This is a genomic window from Rhizobium sp. RAF56 (genome assembly GCF_052113965.1).
Taxonomy (GTDB): Bacteria; Pseudomonadota; Alphaproteobacteria; order Rhizobiales; family Rhizobiaceae; genus Rhizobium.
The window spans coordinates 25,671-43,107 of the sequence record NZ_JBFRDU010000017.1; the positions used below are offsets into that span (position 1 = coordinate 25,671).

Consider the following 17,437-nt stretch of genomic DNA (forward strand, 5'->3'; position numbering starts at 1 on the left):
GGTCTTTGCCTCCCCTAATATTGGTTCGGGCATTCCAACTCGACCTGCGGCGCCGCCGCCAGCGAGATCTTGGCCCCCCGATTGCGACCAGTAACGATGCGGATCGTCGTCCCGGCGGCTCGCTCGGCGACCGAGACGATCCGTTCGGCGGCGGATTGCGATTCGGCGAAGGCAAAGCCCGTCGGTCCCCACGAGCTTTGTCCGATGCCGACCGCGCCGCATTCGGCGAGGCTCGCGATCGTTTTCCCGACGGCGGCGCTGGTGAAGCGCCCGCCCTGGGCGGTGGCGAAATAGTCGCCGAGCGTTTCCTGGATCGCGTTCACCGCATTGCCGAATGTAACGATATGGGGCGCGATCACCGCAGGCATGACCTCCATCAGCACGCGGCGGCAGATCGCTGCCGAGCTCGATTGTGGAAAGGGCGGCAGGGCGCGAAAGGCCTTGATCTCGGCCTCCCCGTGAATGCCCTGGCTGCGGTCGTCGAAGACGAGGAGGATGCGCCATTGGCTCGGAAAGGGAATGCGCGAGATCACGGTCGGCGTTAGGTCCTCGCGCGCCTTCCCGGCATCGAAGATGAGCCCGCCTTCGTCGAAGGCGGCGATGCCGATCCCCGAGCGTGAGCCTCGGCCCAGAAAGACGGCGTCGTCGCGCACATTCAGCGGCAGGGCGTGCAGCGTGCGCAGGGCCGCCGAGACGGCAAGGGCAATCTGCGTTCCCGACCCCAGGCCGGCATGGCTCGGGATAGTCTCTCGTACGACGATGCGGTGATGCCCGGTAAGTCCGAGATGAGCGCTGAGTGAAGTGAGATGGGCGAGGATCCGCCGCCCCTCGCTGCCGTGCACGCTGGTTTCGGCCGCCCGCGATATTTCCAGCTTGGTCGATATGCCCTCGAGAGGCAGGCCGATACTGCCGAAACGCGCGCCGGCGTCCTTCGGAATATCCATAAATCCGAGGTGCAGTCGTGCAGGCAATTCAATGGAGACAGAATCCGACATCGCTTCCAGTTTCTCAACTTTCGGATAATCGGGCCCTGCAACTATGTTATCCTATTTCATCGACAGCGCAAGTATGGGCGGCCGCCCGCGGTGAAGAAGCAAGGAGCATCCACGATGTCAGAAGGGAAGGAACGCAAGCCCGAACGCGTCTATTCGGAAGACGAAATCGTCTCGAAACTGAAGGCAGAGCTTCCGCACTGGCGCTATGAAAACGGTTGGATTCGCCGCAAATACAAGACCCCCGGCTGGAAATCGACGTTGATGCTCATCAATACGGTGGGGCATCTTGCGGAAGCCGCCTGGCACCATCCCGACCTCAAGGCGTCCTACGCCTGGGTAGAGGTTTTGCTAATGAACCATGCCGCCAAGGGCGTGACCGACAAGGACTTCGAACTCGCTCGCAAGATCGAGGAGGTTGTCCAGTGGCAGCCCGGCACGGACGGCGGTGCGCTGGAGGGAACGCCGAATGCGGACCCACGATTCGCCTATCTGAAATACGACGACTGAACTCGCAATTTTTGCCAGCCGGACTTCCAAATTCGGCGAAGAGCGCCTAAATTCGGGTCGGCACCAGAAAGTCTCGGAACGTAATGGTTGCATGGGTCGGAGGGCGAACGGTCCCGTTGCAGGCAGCAATCCAGGAGGCGGCAAAGCTTCTGGCCAAGAGCCGCTGCCCGGTGTTTTCCCTCGAATCGGATGTACATGGATGCCGCAGTCTGATTGCGCTGGCTGAGCGCGTCGGGGCGACATACGATCACGTCAATGGCCGCGAACTCGTTCACGAGGTCGCGCTTCACACGGATATTGGCGGCTTCTTTACCACCGCGACCGAAGCGCGGCGCCGCGCGGACCTGATCGTTCTCGTCGGCGAGATGCCTGCCGAACACGGCGAACTGATCTTGTCGCTTGCCGACTCGGAGCCGGATCTGCCGCGCCGTAGCACGCGTCGCTGGTACCAGATCAGGGGCAGGGAGGGCGCCGCCGACGGCGCGTTGCCGCGGCGGATGAAGGCGGTCGAGGCCGGTTCACCCGATTTGCCGATTGATGTGGTGCTCGGCATCTTTCGTGCCGCGCTGGCGTCGAGACGGGCGACCCGCGAAATCGCGAATATGGACGTTCTCGCGGCCGCGATCGCCAAGGCGAACTTTCCAGTCTTTGTTTTCTCGCGTCTCGGCGATGCGACTACTCTGGCGATGCTGCAAGGCATTCTTACCGATCTCAACCGCACGCAGCGCGCCACTGCGCTGTTTCTGCCCTTTGACAACGACGCATGGGGCATGGTGCTGGCCTCGACCTGGATGACGGGTTTTCCGCCGCGCACGGGCTTTTCAACCGGCGCTCCGGTCTACGACCCCTGGCTTTGCGACATCGACCGGATGATCGCCGAAAAAGAGGCGGACCTGCATCTCTGGGTCTCCGAACGCGACGATGCTCGTCCGCGGGAGCGCCGCGGCCCGCCGCTGATAGCCCTTGCGAGGGGCGAGCGCCCGATCGCCGGCGCCGCGGTCGCCATCCGCATCGGTCGGGCAGGGCTCGATCATGACGGCGTGGTCTATTCAAGCCGGATCGGCACGCTACGATCGGTCGCGGCCGAGGTTGCCTCTAATCTTCCGAGCGTTTCGACAATCGTCACCGAACTTGGGCGGGCGCTCCCGGGCGAGGATGTGGTGCCATGTTGATCCGTCTGGCAGGGGGGGATGTCCTGGATCCGGTCAATGCTGTGGCCGGAAAAGGCGACGTCTGGATCAAGGACGGCATCATCGTCGAAAAGCCGCTCTCGAAGCAGGCCGATAAGACCTTTGACGTTTCGGACTGCTACGTGCTTGCGGGCGCCATCGACATCCATTCCCATATTGGTGGCGGCAACGTGAACACGGCACGTCTGCTTTTGCCAGAACAGCATGCCGCTCATCTGGAGCGGCCGGCGCATACGCCGCTTTCGAATGCCGGATGGTCGACCTTCAGCACCGGCTGCCTCTATGCAGGGATGGGTTTCACCACCGTGGTGGAGCCGGCCATGTCGCCGTCGAGCGCACTCCACACCCATCTGGAACTTGCTGACATTCCGATCATCGATCGTGCGACGTTGGCGATCCTCGGCAACGACGATTTCCTGCTGTCGATGATCCGCGACAATGCTTCGACCGCGATGATCGACGACTACGTAGCCTGGACGGTGTCGATGTCGCGGGGGCTCGGCGTCAAGGTCATCAATGCCGGCGCGGCAGCCGCCTTCAAGGAAAACGTCCGCGCTTTTTCCTTCGACGATGTCGTGCCTTCCTACGGCGTCAGTTCGCGCAGGATTGTCAAGACGCTGCAGGCCTCCGTCGGGCGTCTTGGAATTCCCCATCCGCTGCACGTCCATTGCAACAACCTCGGCATTGCCGGCAACGCGGTAACGGCGGAGGAGACTATTCGAGCGACGGAGGGCCAACCGCTTCACCTCGCGCATCTCCAGTTCTACGGCTACGGCACGGAGGGCAAGCGCGGCTTTTCTTCGCAAGCCGCCCGCCTTGCCGAACTCGTCAACGGCAACCCGGACGTGACCATCGACGTCGGTCAGGTCATGTTCGGGCAGACGGTGACCATCTCGTCCGATGTGATACGTCAATTTTCCGGTATGAAGACGGCCAATCCCCGCAAGTCGATCATCATCGACGGGGACGGCAACGGCGGTGGCATAGTGCCCTATAAATACCGCAAGGACTATTCCGGCTCACTGCAATGGGCGGTGGGGCTGGAGCTTTTTCTACTCATCACCGACCCGTGGAGGGTCTTCTTTACGACCGATCACCCAAACGGCGCGCCATTCACCGCCTATCCTGAACTATTCGAACTGCTGATGCGGCGCGATGCCCGCGCGGAGAAGATGGCCGAACTGGACGCGACGGCTCTGGAACTGACGACGCTTTCCTCCATCTCGCGCGAATATACGATGGAAGAGATCGCGGTCATGACGCGCGGCGCACCGGCAAAGCTGCTCGGGCTTGCCGATCGCGGCCATCTCGGCGCCGGTGCGATTGCCGACGTCGCGGTCTACCGCAAGGGCGCGAACCTGCAGGCCATGTTCCGCGATGCCGCACTGGTGTTCAAGGACGGCGATCTCGTCGTCGAGAACGGCGCGGTGACGAACTATCGCTGGGGAAAGACGCTGCGCCTCGATCCGCCCGCCGACAAGGCCATGATCAAGCGCATGCAGGCTTACCACGAAGATCGTTACGGTCTGTCGCTCGACTGGTTCACCTTCCCGGATTCCGCGATCGCCCGCCCAAACCCATTCTCGGAGGTCGCATGCAGGCGTTGATCCGAAATGGCATCGCAATTGACGACACCTTCGCGGAGGCGTTCGGCATGCGCGCGACGGCGATCATTATCACCGCACCGAACCTGAAATGGGCGCGCCAGGCAGCGATCACCATGACGGGCTTCGCCACCTCGGTCATCGGCTGCGGCTGCGAGGCGGCGATCGACGTCGACCTTCCCCCGACGAAAACTCCAGACGGGCGCCCGGGTTGCCGCGTCATGATCTTCGCGGTCTCAACGGACGAGCTTCAGAAGCAATTGAAAACCCGGCTCGGCCAATGTGTGCTGACGTCGCCAGGCAGCGCCTGCTTCGCGGGAATGGATGGCAGCTTCTCCCTCGATCTCGGCTCGTCAATACGTTATTTCGGTGACGGATGGCAGATTTCCAAGAAGTTCGGCGGCAGGCACTATTGGCGCGTGCCTGTCATGGATGGTGAATTCCTCTGCGAAGCTAAAACGGGCATGACGAAGGAGGCGGTCGGGGGCGGTAACCTGCTCTTGCTGGCGGCAGACGCGAAAAAGGCGCTCACGGCGGCCGAATCTGTTGTCGCGGCGATCGGCAAGGTTCCCGGTACCATCATGCCGTTTCCGGGTGGGATCGTGCGGTCCGGCTCCAAGATCGGTGCCAAGTACAAGGGCGTGATTGCCTCGACCAACGACGCCTATGCGCCGACGCTGCGCGGCGTCGTCAATACCGCGCTTGATGCCAACGTCAACGCGGTCTTGGAAATCGTCATCGATGGGGAAACGAGCGACGCGGTAGCGGCCGCCATGCGCGCTGGGTTGAAGGCCGTCATCGATCTCGGGCCGAAACGTGGCGCATTGCGCGTCAGCGCCGGAAACTACGGCGGCAAACTCGGCAAGTTCCACTATCACCTGAAGGATCTCCTGCCATGAAGCCGCTGACCTTCACGTTGCGCGCCGAGCCGGCGGAACGCCTGGATCTCTCCAGCCTCACTCCGGACAGGCTAGGCGGCATGTCGGTGACCGAGATCGGCAGGTTGCCGATCGGGACTAGCCGGTTTCCCGCGGCCGTCGGGGACATATTCAAAGTCACCGGCACGGATGCCTCCAGTATCGTTTTTTCGGGAGGCAGCAGGCGATTTGATCTCCTCGGTGCCGAGATGACGATCGGGCGGATCCGCGTCGACGGCGACGTCGGCGCCAGAGCCGGACGGCGAATGGCCGGCGGCCTGCTCTTGATTGGGGGCAGCGCCGGCGTGCAGGCCGGCACGGGTATGAAGAACGGCCGCATCGAGATTGCCGGCGATGCCGGCGATGGCGTCGGCGGCCCGATGGCGGGGGAGGTCCATGGCATGGCCGGCGGCGTCATCGTCGTTCGCGGCAAGGCTGGCAACCGTCCCGGCGAGCGAATGCGGCGCGGCGTGCTTGCGCTTCTCAAGGGCTGCGGCGACTATGCCGGTCTCGGCATGATCGCCGGCACGATCGTGGTTTCTGGCCGCGCCGGACTCTATCCGGGGCATCTGATGAGGCGCGGCTCGCTATTGTTTTCCCGCAGGCCAGCTCAGCTTTCGCCGACCTTCGTCGAATGCGGCCGTGTCGAAATCGCATTTCCTGTCCTGTTCGACCGTTATCTGATCGCCGACAATATCCTTGACCGGCCGCTGCTCGGGCCGAAACCCTTCCGCTTCGGCGGCGATAACGCAGTGCTCGGCAAAGGCGAGATCATGTTTGCGCGCGGCTGAAAGCTTCGGGAGCCCACGGACGAGTGACAGCCGTCGGCGAACCGACGGCCACCTCCATCATGGCTTTTTGGAGTATTGCTCCAGATAGGCGAGGAGATTGGTAATCTGGGCATCGTCCTTCAGGCCCGGGAAGGCCATCTTGGTGCCCTTCACTTTGGCCTTCGGGTCATGGAGATAGTCGCGGAGCGTCGCCTCGTCCCACTGGAGGCCCGCTTTGCCCGCGTCGGTCATCGCCTTCGAGTAGGCAAAGCCCGGATGGGTGCCGGCCACGCGCCCGATCACGCCATTGAGCGATGGGCCGACCTTGTTCTGGTCGGTGTCGGCGTTATGACAAATCTTGCATTTGTTGAAGATCGTGGCGCCTGCGGTGGCATCCCCCTCTTGGGCAATTGCCTCGCAGGCAGAAAAGACCGCAACTGACGCGGCGATCAGAAGCATCGGATATTTCATGATATTTCCTCATTCGCCAAGGGTGCCCTTTGACGAAGGCAGTGCCGTCATTCCTCCACCGGCACTGCCGCTTCGGGCCTCGATACTATTCTCGCGACGGGCGCAATTTCGAAGCCCATTTGGAAAAGTTACCTGTCGACGAATGGAAGTCAACGGCTTTGATGCGGGCGTCAGAAGGCGCAAACCGTGGTCCATCCGGAAGCTACGGGTGCACAGAAGTTGCGATTGACGCAGCGGCGGGATGCTCCTACCCTCAACCCAATATTTTCCCAGGCACCGGGAGAAGCTGCGATTTGTATGCGGTCGGCCGCTCGGCCGTGCAGGCGCGGCGACGGCGTAGCGCCGTCGCCCGGAAGGTGCGACATGCCTCTTATCGAACTTGTACTGACTATCTGTCTTGCGAACGCGCCTTCGTCATGCCGCGAAGAGTATCTTCAATTCGAGGATACCGGAAACCTGATAGCTTGCATGTTCCAGGCGCCTCCGGAAATTGCGAAATGGTCGGAGCAACACCCGAATTTGCGGGTGGTGCGATGGCGGTGCGAATATCCGACGAAGCGCGTGTGACGGCCCGGAGCAACGAAGGAAAGGCCCGGAAGAAGTCGAAAGCGGTTCTGGAAGGCCGTCGGACCGCTTCGGGAAGACGGAGGCCACCACTCTAAAGGCGTTTGGGAGGACGGTTTTTTGGGAGGATCGATAGGCCGGTCGTTCACGGTCGCGCTGGTGCTGCTGGCGTTACTGTTCTCGCAGACGGTCGCTGCGGAAACCGTTCGTATTGGCGTTCTCAAGTTTGGCACGGTGGCCTGGGAGCTCGACACCATCAGGCGCCACAAGCTCGATGAGAAATACGCAATCATCCTGGATGTGCAGGCCTTCGCCAACGAGAACGCGACAGACGTCGCATTAATGGCAGGCGCCGTCGACATGATCGTTTCCGACTGGCTTTGGGTCTCGCGCCAGCGCGCAAGCGGAATGGACCTCACCTTTGTGCCCTATTCGACGGCGGTGGGTGCCGTGATGGTGCCGCCCGGCTCGCCGATCGCAAGCCTTGGCGACCTTGCGGGCAAAACACTCGGCGTTGCCGGCGGGCCGCTCGACAAGAACTGGCTGATGATCCAGGCGATGGCGACGAAGGCCTATTCCACGGATCTGGCGGCAGCCAACACAATCGTCTACGGCGCACCGCCCCTGCTTGCGGAAAAGGCGCAGCAGGGCGAACTCGACGCGGTGCTCGACTTCTGGAACTACGGCGCGCGGCTGGAGGCGAAGGGTTTTCGCCGGCTGGTGAGTGGGCAGGAGGCCGCCGCCGCCCTCGGCGCTTCGGGGCCGATCACAGCACTCGGATTTGTTTTCCACCAGTCCTGGGCCGAGGCCCATCCAGCCGCTATCGACGGTTTCGTAAGGGCCAGCGCGGAAGCCAAGGCCATCCTCGAGCGCTCCGACGAGGAATGGGCAGCGCTTGCGCCGCTCGTCCGCGGGGAAGAGGACGAACAAAAGGTCATGCGCGACCGTTATCGCGAAGGCATTCCGAAGCGCCCGCGCGAAGAGGCGGAAAAGGACGCGGCGGCTATCTACGCGGTGCTGGCGGCAGTCGGCGGCGAGCGGCTCGTCGGCCCTGCAAAGGAACTGGCGCCTGGAACGTTCTGGAGGGAGGGTAGGTGAGTTCGGTCTTTCTCGGCACGGCATCCGAAAACCGCGCGCGCAGGTTTGTCCGGTGGGCTTACAATCTCGCGCCGGTGTTAACGGTCCTGGTCTCTATGCTGGTGCTAGCGCTCGTTTGGCAATTGGCCGCGACGATCTGGCCGAGCCGCGCGTTCCCGCCGCCGCTCGACGTGCTGCGCGTCATGTTTCGCGAGATCGGCAACGGCGAAATCCCCTATCACCTAGGGATAACGCTCTGCCGCGTCGTCGCCGCTTTCGCGCTCGCCATGATCGTGGGTTCGGCGATCGGCATTTTCCTCGGAAGCCATCCGCGCGCCGACAGGTTCCTCGACCCCTGGGTGATCTTGTCGCTCAACGTTCCCGCGCTCGTCATAATCGTTCTCGCCTATATCTGGTTCGGGCTGAACGAGGCGGCGGCAATCGGCGCGGTCGCATTCAACAAGATCCCGAACGTGATCGTCACGATGAGGGAGGGAGCACGCGCGCTCGACCCGCGCTTCGGCGAGGTGGCGAAGGTGTATCGGTTCGATGTGCTGGCCCGGCTGCGTCATGTGCTCCTGCCGCAGCTTCAGCCCTATCTGGCAGCCGCCTCCCGCTCCGGCATTTCGCTGATCTGGAAGATCGTGCTCGTCGTCGAGCTTCTCGGCCGGTCGAACGGCGTCGGTTTCCAGATCAGCCTCTATTTCCAGCTTTTCGACGTAGCCTCCATCCTGGCCTATACGCTGGCCTTCGTATGCGTCATGCTTGTCATCGAGTTCCTTCTGGTGCAGCCCCTTGAATACACATCAACCCGCTGGCGCCGACGCGCGGCTTGAAATCGCCGTCCGGCACAAGGCCTTCAATTCGTCCAAGGGCGGCAGCATTGATGTCCTGCACGACCTCAACTTCGCGGTCGAGCAGAACGAATTCGTCTGCCTGGTTGGTCCCTCCGGCTGTGGCAAGACGACGGTGCTGCGGCTGATTCTTGGGCTGGACCATGCGTTTCAAGGGAGCATCAGGCTGCCGGGCCGCAAGGCCCCGCGTATCGGCATGATGTTTCAGGAGCCGGTACTGCTGCCCTGGCGCACCGTCGAAGAAAATGTGCGGCTCGCCGTACCAAAGGAGTTGCGCGGCAAGAACCTCGACTGGCTGTTCGACGCGCTGGGGCTGTCAAGCATGCGCGCCTTCTATCCCGGCGAGCTCTCGTTGGGCCTCGCGCGCCGCGCGGCGCTCGCAAGGGCGCTCGCTGTCGAACCCGACCTCCTGATCCTCGACGAACCCTTTGTCTCGCTGGACGAAGCGACGGCACGGCAGCTTCGCTTCCTGCTTCTGGATATATGGACCGAGCATCCGACGACGGTGGTGATGGTGACGCACAATCTGGAAGAGGCGATGCTGCTTGCCGACCGCATCGTCGTCATGTCGCCGCGACCCGCGCATGTCGTTGGCACCTTTCTGGTGCGCATTCCTCGCCAGGCACGGAAAGTGCAAGTCCTGAGCGACTTGCTGCGCTCGTTCCGCCAGAAATTTCCCGATCAGGTCTGACCCCGTTGAGGGGAGACACACAGCTCTCAGAAGCAGCGCACGTCCGCCTCGGCCTGGGCCCGTCTCAGTTCGCCGATCGCGGCTTTGGCCGGAGCGCTTTCGCGAAACAGGGCGCCGTTTTCACCGGGGACGAGCCCCATCGCCCGGAAGGTGGAAGCGGCCTCGTAGCGCTCGTAGGGAACGATCGATTCGATGACGTCGATCGAGCAGGAGCATTGGTCGAGACTGCTGCGATTTTCGCCGTTAGCCTTCATGCAGGCATAGACGTATTCAGCGACGACGTTGGTCGGATAGCTCGTTATTGCTGCCGCCGGAGCCGCAACAACTGCCATCATGCCCGCTGCCGCGATTAGCGCGACCGGAAATCTGGTGAACGCAGCCATGATCTTTCCTTACGGTGAACTCGCTCGCCTTACGGGAATTCGGCAATGTAAGATTTCGTTTGAGTATAGTTTAGAAGCGTAGGGTGTATCAAGTATTCCATGAATAGGCCGTTAGTATATTAATGCTGCGCTGCACAATACTAATCTCGCGCCGCAGCGAATATTAAGTGGAAACGTGCTTGCGAAAAACAATTCTATCTCTTATGGTTCGTTTGTTTCCGGCTTCAAGGACGTTACCGTCAAGGGAGTGGTGACAGTCTTCGTAGGCCAAGCGGGCGGGCGGTAACGGTGCCCTCCGCATGCCTGGCTTAGGTCGTGACACGCTGCCGGAAATACTTCCCATACGCTGAACTGATGACGCGGGCTCCTGTAGGAGGCAGGCGACGCCACGAATTTCAGGTCATCTGTGCGAACTTAGGGAGGATAAAAATGCGTGTACGTGCAAGCTTGATGAAAGTTGCATTCGCGGCAGCCGTCGCGACTTTGTCCTTGGCGGGAGGAGTGCTTGCCAACGACGATTTGCAGAAGTTGATTTCCGATTCTAAGAACTGGGCTATCCCAACGGGCGACTATGCAAACACCCGTTACTCCAAGCTCAACCAAATCACCAAAGACAATGTGAAAAACCTTCAGGTCAAGTGGACGTTCTCGACGGGCGTGCTACGCGGCCATGAGGGTGGACCACTGGTGATCGGCGACATGATGTATGTCCATACGCCGTTCCCGAACATCGTCTATGCGCTCGACCTCAACAATGACGGCAGGATCGTCTGGAAGTACGAGCCCAAGCAGAACACCAACGTCATTCCGATCATGTGCTGCGACACGGTCAACCGTGGCGTCGCGTACGGTGACGGCAAGATCATCCTCAATCAGGCCGACACGACGGTTACGGCGCTTGACGCTAAGACCGGTAAGGTCGCCTGGTCCGTGAAGAACGGCGACAATACCGACGGCGGCAAGGGTGAAAGTGGAACCAACGCGCCGATGGTCGTCAAGGACAAGGTCCTGATCGGCATTTCGGGTGGCGAGTATGGCGTACGCGGCCATATCACTGCCTACAATCTGAAGGACGGCTCGATCGCCTGGCGCGCCTATTCGATGGGTCCCGACAAGGACACTTTGATCGATCCCGCAAAGACGACCCATCTCGGCAAGCCGGTCGGCCCCGATTCGGGTCTCAACACCTGGCAAGGCGAGCAGTGGAAGCAGGGCGGTGGCGCGACCTGGGGCTGGTACTCCTATGATCCGAAGCTGAACCTTATCTACTACGGATCAGGCAACCCCTCCACGTGGAACCCTGTTCAACGGCCCGGCGACAATCGCTGGTCGATGACCATCTTCGCCCGAGACGCCGACACCGGCGTGGCCAAGTGGGTCTACCAAATGACGCCCCATGACGAATGGGACTTCGACGGCGTCAACGAGATGATCCTTGTTGACGGCATGAAGGTCGACGGCAAGGCGCACGACGTTCTGGTCCACTTTGACCGCAACGGCTTCGCCTATACGCTCGACCGGGTGTCCGGCGACCTGCTGGTAGCCAAGAAGTACGATCCGGCAGTGAACTGGGCGACGGAAGTCGTCATGGATCCGAAGAGCAAGGAGTATGGTCGTCCGCAGGTCGTTGCCAAGTATTCGACCCAGCAGAACGGCGAGGACACCAACTCGACGGGTGTGTGCCCAGCGGCGCTCGGCACCAAGGACCAGCAACCGGCGACCTATTCGCCGAAAACCGGTCTCTTCTACGTGCCGACCAACCATGTCTGCATGGACTACGAGCCTTATAAGGTCAGCTACACCGCGGGTCAGCCCTATGTCGGCGCAACAGTGTCGATGTATCCGGCCCCGGGCAGCCATGGTGGCATGGGCAACTTCATCGCCTGGGATGCTGCCAAGGGTGACATCGTCTGGTCGAAGCCCGAGCAGTTTTCCGTATGGTCCGGCGCATTGTCCACGGACGGCGACGTGATCTTCTACGGAACGCTGGAAGGCTACATCAAGGCGGTCGATAAGGACGGCAAGGAACTCTACAAGTTCAAGACCCCGTCCGGCATCATCGGCAACATCAACACCTTCGAGCATAAGGGCAAGCAATATATCGCCGTGCTCTCAGGTGTCGGTGGCTGGGCAGGTATCGGCCTTGCGGGCGGGCTGCTCTCGCCGGACAATGCGGCGAAGTGGCACGGAGCGGTCGACCAAGGCCGCGCGCAGGGCGACGAAGCTCAAGTGGTCGGTACTGCGGGGCTGGGCGCCGTCGGCGGCTATGCCGCACTTGCTGACTTCACCACGCTCGGTGGTCAGCTCACCGTCTTCGGTCTTCCGAATTAATTCTCGGGAACCATAGGCGAGCCCGCCTCATTTAGGAGGCAGGTTGAAGTAACGAGGGCCCGGATTTCGGGCACCCCCGGTCGGGCCCTCGATTTCGCTGTGAAATCCACAACTCACCTGTCACCGCCGCATCGCGACAGCAAAGCTGTGTCCGTGGCGAAATCAGAAAGAGGTAGGAATGTCAGTTCGCAAATTCGTTTCGGTTGCTTCTATCAGTCTTCTTATGAGTTTCACGAGTTCCGGCATCGCTCCCAGTATCGCGCTTGGAGCTGACGACAAGCAAAAGGCAGCCGCCGTCACCGAACAGGACGGCAAGTTTCTCGATGCGGACGGAAATCCAACCTTCAAGATCCAGGACGACGGTACGGTGGACTGGTACACCTTCAGCGGCTACCGCCGCTATCATTCGGACTGTCACGTCTGTCACGGACCGGACGGCGTGGGATCCAGCTACGCTCCGGCGCTTGCGGACTCGCTGAAGACGATCGATTACGGCACGTTCCTGTCGATCGTCGCCGAGGGCCGCAAAAATGTCGGCGCTGGCAAGGAAAACGTCATGCCGGCCTTCGGCGACAACAAGAACGTCTATTGCTACATGGACGATCTCTACATCTACCTGCGGGCGCGTGCTGTCGACGCAATCCCTCGTGGAAGGCCGCCGAAGAAAGCGGACAAGCCGCAATCCGCCAAGGACCATGAAACCCAGTGCATGGGGAATTGAGCTTATGCCCCCGCTCAAGGCCGGCCATCTTCGACACGTAGTCGCCGTTGCTGTCATCCTTGCCGCGACGCCGACGGCGATCCTGGCGCAGGGTGCTGGCCTCGGCGCGTCGGGCGAGTTGGTGGATCCCGATATATTGCGGGTCTGTGGCGACCCATCCGACATGCCGTTTTCCGACAAGGACGGCGGAGGCTTCGAAAACAAGCTCGCCGAGTTCGTGGCGGCCAAGACCGGTCGCAAGTCGGTCGCCTATACCTGGTATCCGATGACGACGGGCTTCGTGCGGAATACGCTCAGAGCCAACCGGTGCGACATCATCATGGGCTATGCCCAGGGTGACGAACTGGTGCAGAACACCAATGCCTATTATCGCTCGAGCTATGTTCTGGTCTTCAAGAAAGGCGGCGGCCTCGACGGGGTGGAGACGATCGAGGATCCGAAGCTTGCAAGCAAGCGGATCGGCATTGTCGCGGGAACCCCTCCGAGTTCCAACATGGCGAGGGCCAACCTGATCGGCAATGCCAAGACCTACCCGCTGATGGTGGATACGCGCGAGGCGCCGTCCATGGCCGAAGTGATGCTGAAGGATCTGAAGAGCGACGTCATTGATGCTGCGATCCTTTGGGGCCCGATGGCCGGCTACTACGCCCGTGAGGTCGATCCGACCTTCGTCGTCGTGCCGCTGTTGAAGGAGAAGGGCGGCCATATGATCTATCGCATCACCATGGGCGTGCGGCCCTCTGATCAGGAATGGAAGCGCACACTGAACAAGGTCATCAGCGAGAACCAGGCGGAGATCAATCGGATCCTGACGGACTATCGAGTGCCGCTCATAGACGAAGCAGGAAAACAGATCGGCCAATAGCGGCGTCGCTATCCTTGGCATTTTGTTGTGGCAAGAATGGTGCTGAAGCAGGACAAAGGTTCAAAGAAGGCATGCGCGTTGGAATATAATTCTGTTTTGTGGTATACTTTAGCGATGTTGGATCAATAGTCGCAAGTGATTGAAGACGCGGCATGATCTATCGAGTTTCCGGTCCGGCGCCGATCGGCGTGAGGGTCGGAAGGGGATCAGATGGTGATCTCAGACGCGAGCAAAGGAGGAGTAACGCATGAAGAAAACCTGGAAAAAGCCGACGATGTGCACGGTTTGCGTCGGAATGGAAATGTCACGCTACCGTTCCGCCGAACTCAAGGCAAAGAAATAAAGACCATGGAACCGCCCCGTGCGGTGCACGCATGGGGCGGCTACCGTGGGGAGGAAGTGTCGGCATATGCGTCTGAAGGTCCTCGGCTCCGCGGCAGGAGGGGGATTCCCCCAATGGAATTGCAATCATCGGCTGAGCCGCGCCGTCCGCAACGGCGAGGAGGGCTTTAAGTCGCGCACTCAATCCAGTCTGGCCGTCTCGGCGGACGATGCCTGCTGGATCCTTTTGAACGCGTCGCCAGATATTCGCGAACAGATAGCCGCGACGGCCGAGTTGCAGCCTCAAAGCAACGGGCCACTGCGTGCTTCTCCTATCGGGGCGATCATTCTGACCAACGCGGATGTCGATCACATTGCCGGGCTTCTCAGCCTGCGTGAAAGGCACCCCTTCGCCATCTACGCAACAGCCCGGGTACTCGACGTAATCGCGGCCAACAGCATTTTCAATGTTCTCGACGAAGCGCTGGTGGTGCGTCGTGAGCTTGCGCTTAGCGTCCCCACCCCGATCACGGATTGGCAGGGCAGACCGACGTCAATTTCCGTCGAGGCCTTTGCCGTTCCGGGCAAGATCGCGCTCTTCCTGGAGGACGCCCGCAAGGCGGGCGAGGGATTTGGCACGAGGGAAGGCGATACGATCGGCCTGCGCATTGTGCAGGAGGGGCACGGGAGTTCGGCGCTTTACGTTCCCGGTTGTGCCGCCATCGACGCTGACCTGAAGGAACGGATCGCTGCATCCGACTGTCTCTTGTTCGACGGTACGGTCTATATCGACGACGAAATGCGGCAGGCCGGCGTCGGCGAAAAAACCGGCGCCCGGATGGGCCATCTCCACATCGCCGGCCCCGGAGGCTCCATGGCGCAGCTTGCCGGCGTGGCGCCGGAGCGACGCATCTATGTCCATATCAACAACACCAATCCGATCCTTGACGAATATTCGCCCGAGACCGCGGCCGTACGAGCTCATGGTTGGGAGATCGGTTACGACGGGATGGAGATCGCCCTATGAGTGGGTTTGCGGATGCGGCGCGGAACGGATTGACGGCCGAGTCCCTCGAGGCCGTGCTGCGGCAGGTCGGGGCGGAGCGCTACCATGACCGCCACCCGCTGCATCACCGGATGGTGGCGGGTGAGATGACAAAGGCACAACTCCAGGCCTGGGCGTTAAACCGCTATTGCTACCAGGCAATGATCCCGCGAAAGGACGCCACGATCGTCGCTCGCTCCGAGGATCCGGAGTTCCGGGCCGAATGGCGCCGGCGCATCGAGGATCACGATGGCACCACGGGCTGGGACGGCGGCATTTCGCGCTGGCTCAAGCTGGCGACCGGGCTCGGGCTTGACGAGGCGGCTGTCAAAAGCGAGCGGCTTGCACTGCCGGGCACTCGCTTTGCCGTTGGCGCCTATATCTCCTTCTGTTCGAACCGAACGCTGCTGGAAGCGGTAGCCTCCTCCCTGACGGAACTGTTTTCGTCCGTCATCATCGGGGAGCGCGTGCCGGCCATGCTGGCGAGATACAGCTACGTGACCGAGGAGACGCTTGCTTATTTCATGCCTCGGCTGAAGCAGGCGCCTCGGGATTCCGAATTCGCGCTAGCCTATGTGCTGAAGCATGCGACTGAGCCTAAGGCCCAGCAGGCAGTCATCGACGCTCTGGTTTTCAAATGTGACGTGCTCTGGGCGATGCTGGACGCGCTCGACCATGCCTATGGCGAGCGTGGTCGCATCCCGCCCGGCGCCTTCGTTCCGGAGGTGGTAGCATGAGGGCCGACCGTCAGCGCGCGATCCTCTCGGACCTATCGCGCCCGCATCTGAAGCGCCACGCGCGGCTGCATTTCGATCCAGTGCGCGGCGCCTGGGCGCTGTTATCGCCGGAACGGGTCTTCTGGCCGGACGAGGTCAGTCTTGATATCCTGAAACTGTGTGACGGGCGGCACACGGTCGTCGAGATCGTCGACGAACTTGGCGGGCAATACGATGCGCCGGCTGAGGATATCGCTCCCGATGTCGAGACTTTCCTGCAAGAATGGTCCGACCGATTTCTGGTGACGCTATGAATGAAGCTCTCCTGCCACCGATCGGCATGCTGGCTGAATTGACGCATCGCTGCCCTCTGCAATGTGTCTACTGCTCCAACCCGCTCGAGCTCCTAAAAGCGGACAAGGAGCTTTCGACCGAGGAATGGCTGGCGCTGTTCGAGGAGGCGGCCGATCTCGGTGTGCTGCAAGTGCACTTGTCCGGCGGCGAACCGACGATCCGGCCGGATCTCGAGGAATTCGTCCGGTGCCTATCAGGGCGAGGCGTGTACACCAATCTTATCACCGCCGGCGTCGGCATCGCCGAAGGGCGGATCGAGCTGTTGCGCGACGCGGGCCTTGAGCACGTGCAGTTGAGCATCCAGGGTGCACATGCGGCGACAACCGAGAAGATCGGCAACCATCGCGGCGCCCATGAACGGAAGCTGGAGACGGCAAGGCGGGTGGTGGAGATCGGCCTGCCGCTTACAATCAACGCGCCGATCCACCGCCACAACATCGAGGAGGTGCCTGACTTCATCGATCTTGCACTTGATCTCGGCGCTGAGCGCCTGGAAATCGCCAATGTGCAATATGGCGGTTGGGCGCTGCTTAACCGCAACGCGTTGATGCCAGATCGCAAGGCGGTGGAACGCCAGGTCGAGATCGTCGAGGAGGCGCAGGAGCGGCTGCAGGGGATCCTAACGATCGACTTCGTCGCGCCTGACTATTTCGCGGTGTATCCGAAACCATGCATGGGCGGGTGGGCGCGCGACGCCTTCATGATCGCCCCGGACGGCAAGGCCCTGCCATGCCATGCCGCGGGCACTATTCCGTCGCTCTCCTTTGAGCGGTTCGGAGAGCGGAGCTTGACAGAGATCTGGCAGGATTCGCCCGCCTTCAATGCTTTCCGCGGCGAGGACTGGATGCAGGAACCTTGCCGGACCTGCGAGCGTCGGGAAATAGACTGGGGCGGCTGCCGTTGCCAGGCAATGGCGATTGCCGGCGATGCGGCCGCGACCGACCCTGCCTGCATCAAGTCGCCCCTGCATAGCCGAATGGAGGCTCTGATCGCCGAGGCACAGAACGTCGCTGCTTCCAACCCGGACAATTTTCGCTATCGTCGCATCGGCCAGGCGTAGT

19 protein-coding genes are annotated in these 17,437 nt (G+C 61.4%); 16 read left to right on the forward strand and 3 right to left on the reverse strand.

What is annotated here, in order from left to right; translation table 11 throughout:
• Nucleotides 1-14: 14 nt before the first annotated feature.
• Nucleotides 15-995: a beta-ribofuranosylaminobenzene 5'-phosphate synthase family protein gene (locus AB4048_RS15945; protein WP_442202952.1), complete on the reverse strand. Its 981-nt coding sequence runs from the start codon at nt 993-995 to the stop codon at nt 15-17.
• A 114-nt stretch (nt 996-1,109) separates the two neighbouring features.
• Here AB4048_RS15945 and AB4048_RS15950 point away from each other — a divergent pair, with 114 nt between their 5' ends.
• From AB4048_RS15950 to AB4048_RS15970, 5 genes are all read left to right on the forward strand, one after another.
• On the forward strand, nt 1,110-1,502 hold the full coding sequence (locus tag AB4048_RS15950) for a 4a-hydroxytetrahydrobiopterin dehydratase (protein WP_442202953.1): 393 nt from the start codon (nt 1,110-1,112) through the stop codon (nt 1,500-1,502).
• Nucleotides 1,503-1,618: 116 nt separating this feature from the next.
• On the forward strand, nt 1,619-2,674 hold the full coding sequence (locus tag AB4048_RS15955) for a tungsten formylmethanofuran dehydrogenase (RefSeq protein WP_442202954.1): 1,056 nt from the start codon (nt 1,619-1,621) through the stop codon (nt 2,672-2,674).
• The gene (locus AB4048_RS15960) at nt 2,668-4,299 is read left to right on the forward strand and encodes a formylmethanofuran dehydrogenase subunit A (RefSeq protein ID WP_442202955.1); all 1,632 of its coding nucleotides are present in this window, start codon (nt 2,668-2,670) and stop codon (nt 4,297-4,299) included. Before AB4048_RS15955 ends, AB4048_RS15960 begins: the two co-directional genes overlap by 7 nt.
• Nucleotides 4,287-5,195: a formylmethanofuran--tetrahydromethanopterin N-formyltransferase gene (fhcD, locus tag AB4048_RS15965; RefSeq protein ID WP_442202956.1), complete on the forward strand. Its 909-nt coding sequence runs from the start codon at nt 4,287-4,289 to the stop codon at nt 5,193-5,195. Before AB4048_RS15960 ends, fhcD begins: the two co-directional genes overlap by 13 nt.
• The gene (locus tag AB4048_RS15970; protein ID WP_442202957.1) at nt 5,192-6,004 is read left to right on the forward strand and encodes a formylmethanofuran dehydrogenase subunit C; all 813 of its coding nucleotides are present in this window, start codon (nt 5,192-5,194) and stop codon (nt 6,002-6,004) included. Before fhcD ends, AB4048_RS15970 begins: the two co-directional genes overlap by 4 nt.
• 57 nt (nt 6,005-6,061) lie before the next feature.
• Here AB4048_RS15970 and AB4048_RS15975 read toward each other — a convergent pair whose 3' ends face one another.
• Nucleotides 6,062-6,442 (reverse strand): c-type cytochrome, encoded by a 381-nt coding sequence (locus AB4048_RS15975; RefSeq protein WP_442202958.1) that lies wholly within the window; start codon nt 6,440-6,442, stop codon nt 6,062-6,064.
• A gap of 696 nt (nt 6,443-7,138) precedes the next feature.
• Here AB4048_RS15975 and AB4048_RS15980 point away from each other — a divergent pair.
• The 3 genes from AB4048_RS15980 (at nt 7,139) to AB4048_RS15990 (ending at nt 9,640) form a co-directional block, all read left to right on the forward strand.
• The gene (locus AB4048_RS15980) at nt 7,139-8,116 is read left to right on the forward strand and encodes an ABC transporter substrate-binding protein (RefSeq protein ID WP_442202959.1); all 978 of its coding nucleotides are present in this window, start codon (nt 7,139-7,141) and stop codon (nt 8,114-8,116) included.
• A 95-nt stretch (nt 8,117-8,211) separates the two neighbouring features.
• The gene (locus AB4048_RS15985) at nt 8,212-8,931 is read left to right on the forward strand and encodes an ABC transporter permease (RefSeq protein ID WP_442203041.1); all 720 of its coding nucleotides are present in this window, start codon (nt 8,212-8,214) and stop codon (nt 8,929-8,931) included.
• Complete coding sequence (locus AB4048_RS15990; protein WP_442202960.1) at nt 8,891-9,640, forward strand: ABC transporter ATP-binding protein; 750 nt, start codon at nt 8,891-8,893, stop codon at nt 9,638-9,640. Before AB4048_RS15985 ends, AB4048_RS15990 begins: the two co-directional genes overlap by 41 nt.
• 26 nt (nt 9,641-9,666) lie before the next feature.
• Here the strand turns inward: AB4048_RS15990 and AB4048_RS15995 are convergent, their stop codons facing one another.
• Nucleotides 9,667-10,023 (reverse strand): hypothetical protein, encoded by a 357-nt coding sequence (locus AB4048_RS15995; RefSeq protein ID WP_442202961.1) that lies wholly within the window; start codon nt 10,021-10,023, stop codon nt 9,667-9,669.
• A 450-nt stretch (nt 10,024-10,473) separates the two neighbouring features.
• On the opposite strand from AB4048_RS15995, the gene AB4048_RS16000 reads away from it, so the two are divergent.
• The 8 genes from AB4048_RS16000 to pqqE all read left to right on the forward strand — a co-directional run bounded on the left by AB4048_RS16000 (nt 10,474) and on the right by pqqE (nt 17,436).
• Nucleotides 10,474-12,354: a methanol/ethanol family PQQ-dependent dehydrogenase gene (locus tag AB4048_RS16000; RefSeq protein WP_442203042.1), complete on the forward strand. Its 1,881-nt coding sequence runs from the start codon at nt 10,474-10,476 to the stop codon at nt 12,352-12,354.
• Between the two features lie 178 nt (nt 12,355-12,532).
• The gene (locus AB4048_RS16005; RefSeq protein WP_442202962.1) at nt 12,533-13,075 is read left to right on the forward strand and encodes a c-type cytochrome, methanol metabolism-related; all 543 of its coding nucleotides are present in this window, start codon (nt 12,533-12,535) and stop codon (nt 13,073-13,075) included.
• Between the two features lie 4 nt (nt 13,076-13,079).
• On the forward strand, nt 13,080-13,940 hold the full coding sequence (locus AB4048_RS16010; RefSeq protein ID WP_442202963.1) for a substrate-binding domain-containing protein: 861 nt from the start codon (nt 13,080-13,082) through the stop codon (nt 13,938-13,940).
• 247 nt (nt 13,941-14,187) lie between these two features.
• Nucleotides 14,188-14,283: a pyrroloquinoline quinone precursor peptide PqqA gene (locus AB4048_RS16015; protein WP_442202964.1), complete on the forward strand. Its 96-nt coding sequence runs from the start codon at nt 14,188-14,190 to the stop codon at nt 14,281-14,283.
• Between the two features lie 66 nt (nt 14,284-14,349).
• A complete protein-coding gene (pqqB, locus tag AB4048_RS16020) occupies nt 14,350-15,288 on the forward strand; it encodes a pyrroloquinoline quinone biosynthesis protein PqqB (RefSeq protein WP_442202965.1) in 939 nt (312 codons plus the stop codon).
• Nucleotides 15,285-16,043 carry a pyrroloquinoline-quinone synthase PqqC gene (gene pqqC / locus AB4048_RS16025; RefSeq protein WP_442202966.1) on the forward strand — a complete coding sequence of 253 codons (759 nt, stop codon included), beginning with the start codon at nt 15,285-15,287 and terminating at the stop codon, nt 16,041-16,043. The genes pqqB and pqqC overlap by 4 nt, the downstream gene beginning before the upstream one ends.
• Nucleotides 16,040-16,336: a pyrroloquinoline quinone biosynthesis peptide chaperone PqqD gene (pqqD, locus tag AB4048_RS16030; protein WP_442202967.1), complete on the forward strand. Its 297-nt coding sequence runs from the start codon at nt 16,040-16,042 to the stop codon at nt 16,334-16,336. The genes pqqC and pqqD overlap by 4 nt, the downstream gene beginning before the upstream one ends.
• Nucleotides 16,306-17,436: a pyrroloquinoline quinone biosynthesis protein PqqE gene (gene pqqE, locus AB4048_RS16035; protein ID WP_442202968.1), complete on the forward strand. Its 1,131-nt coding sequence runs from the start codon at nt 16,306-16,308 to the stop codon at nt 17,434-17,436. The genes pqqD and pqqE overlap by 31 nt, the downstream gene beginning before the upstream one ends.
• The last annotated feature ends 1 nt before the right edge of the window (nt 17,437 follow it).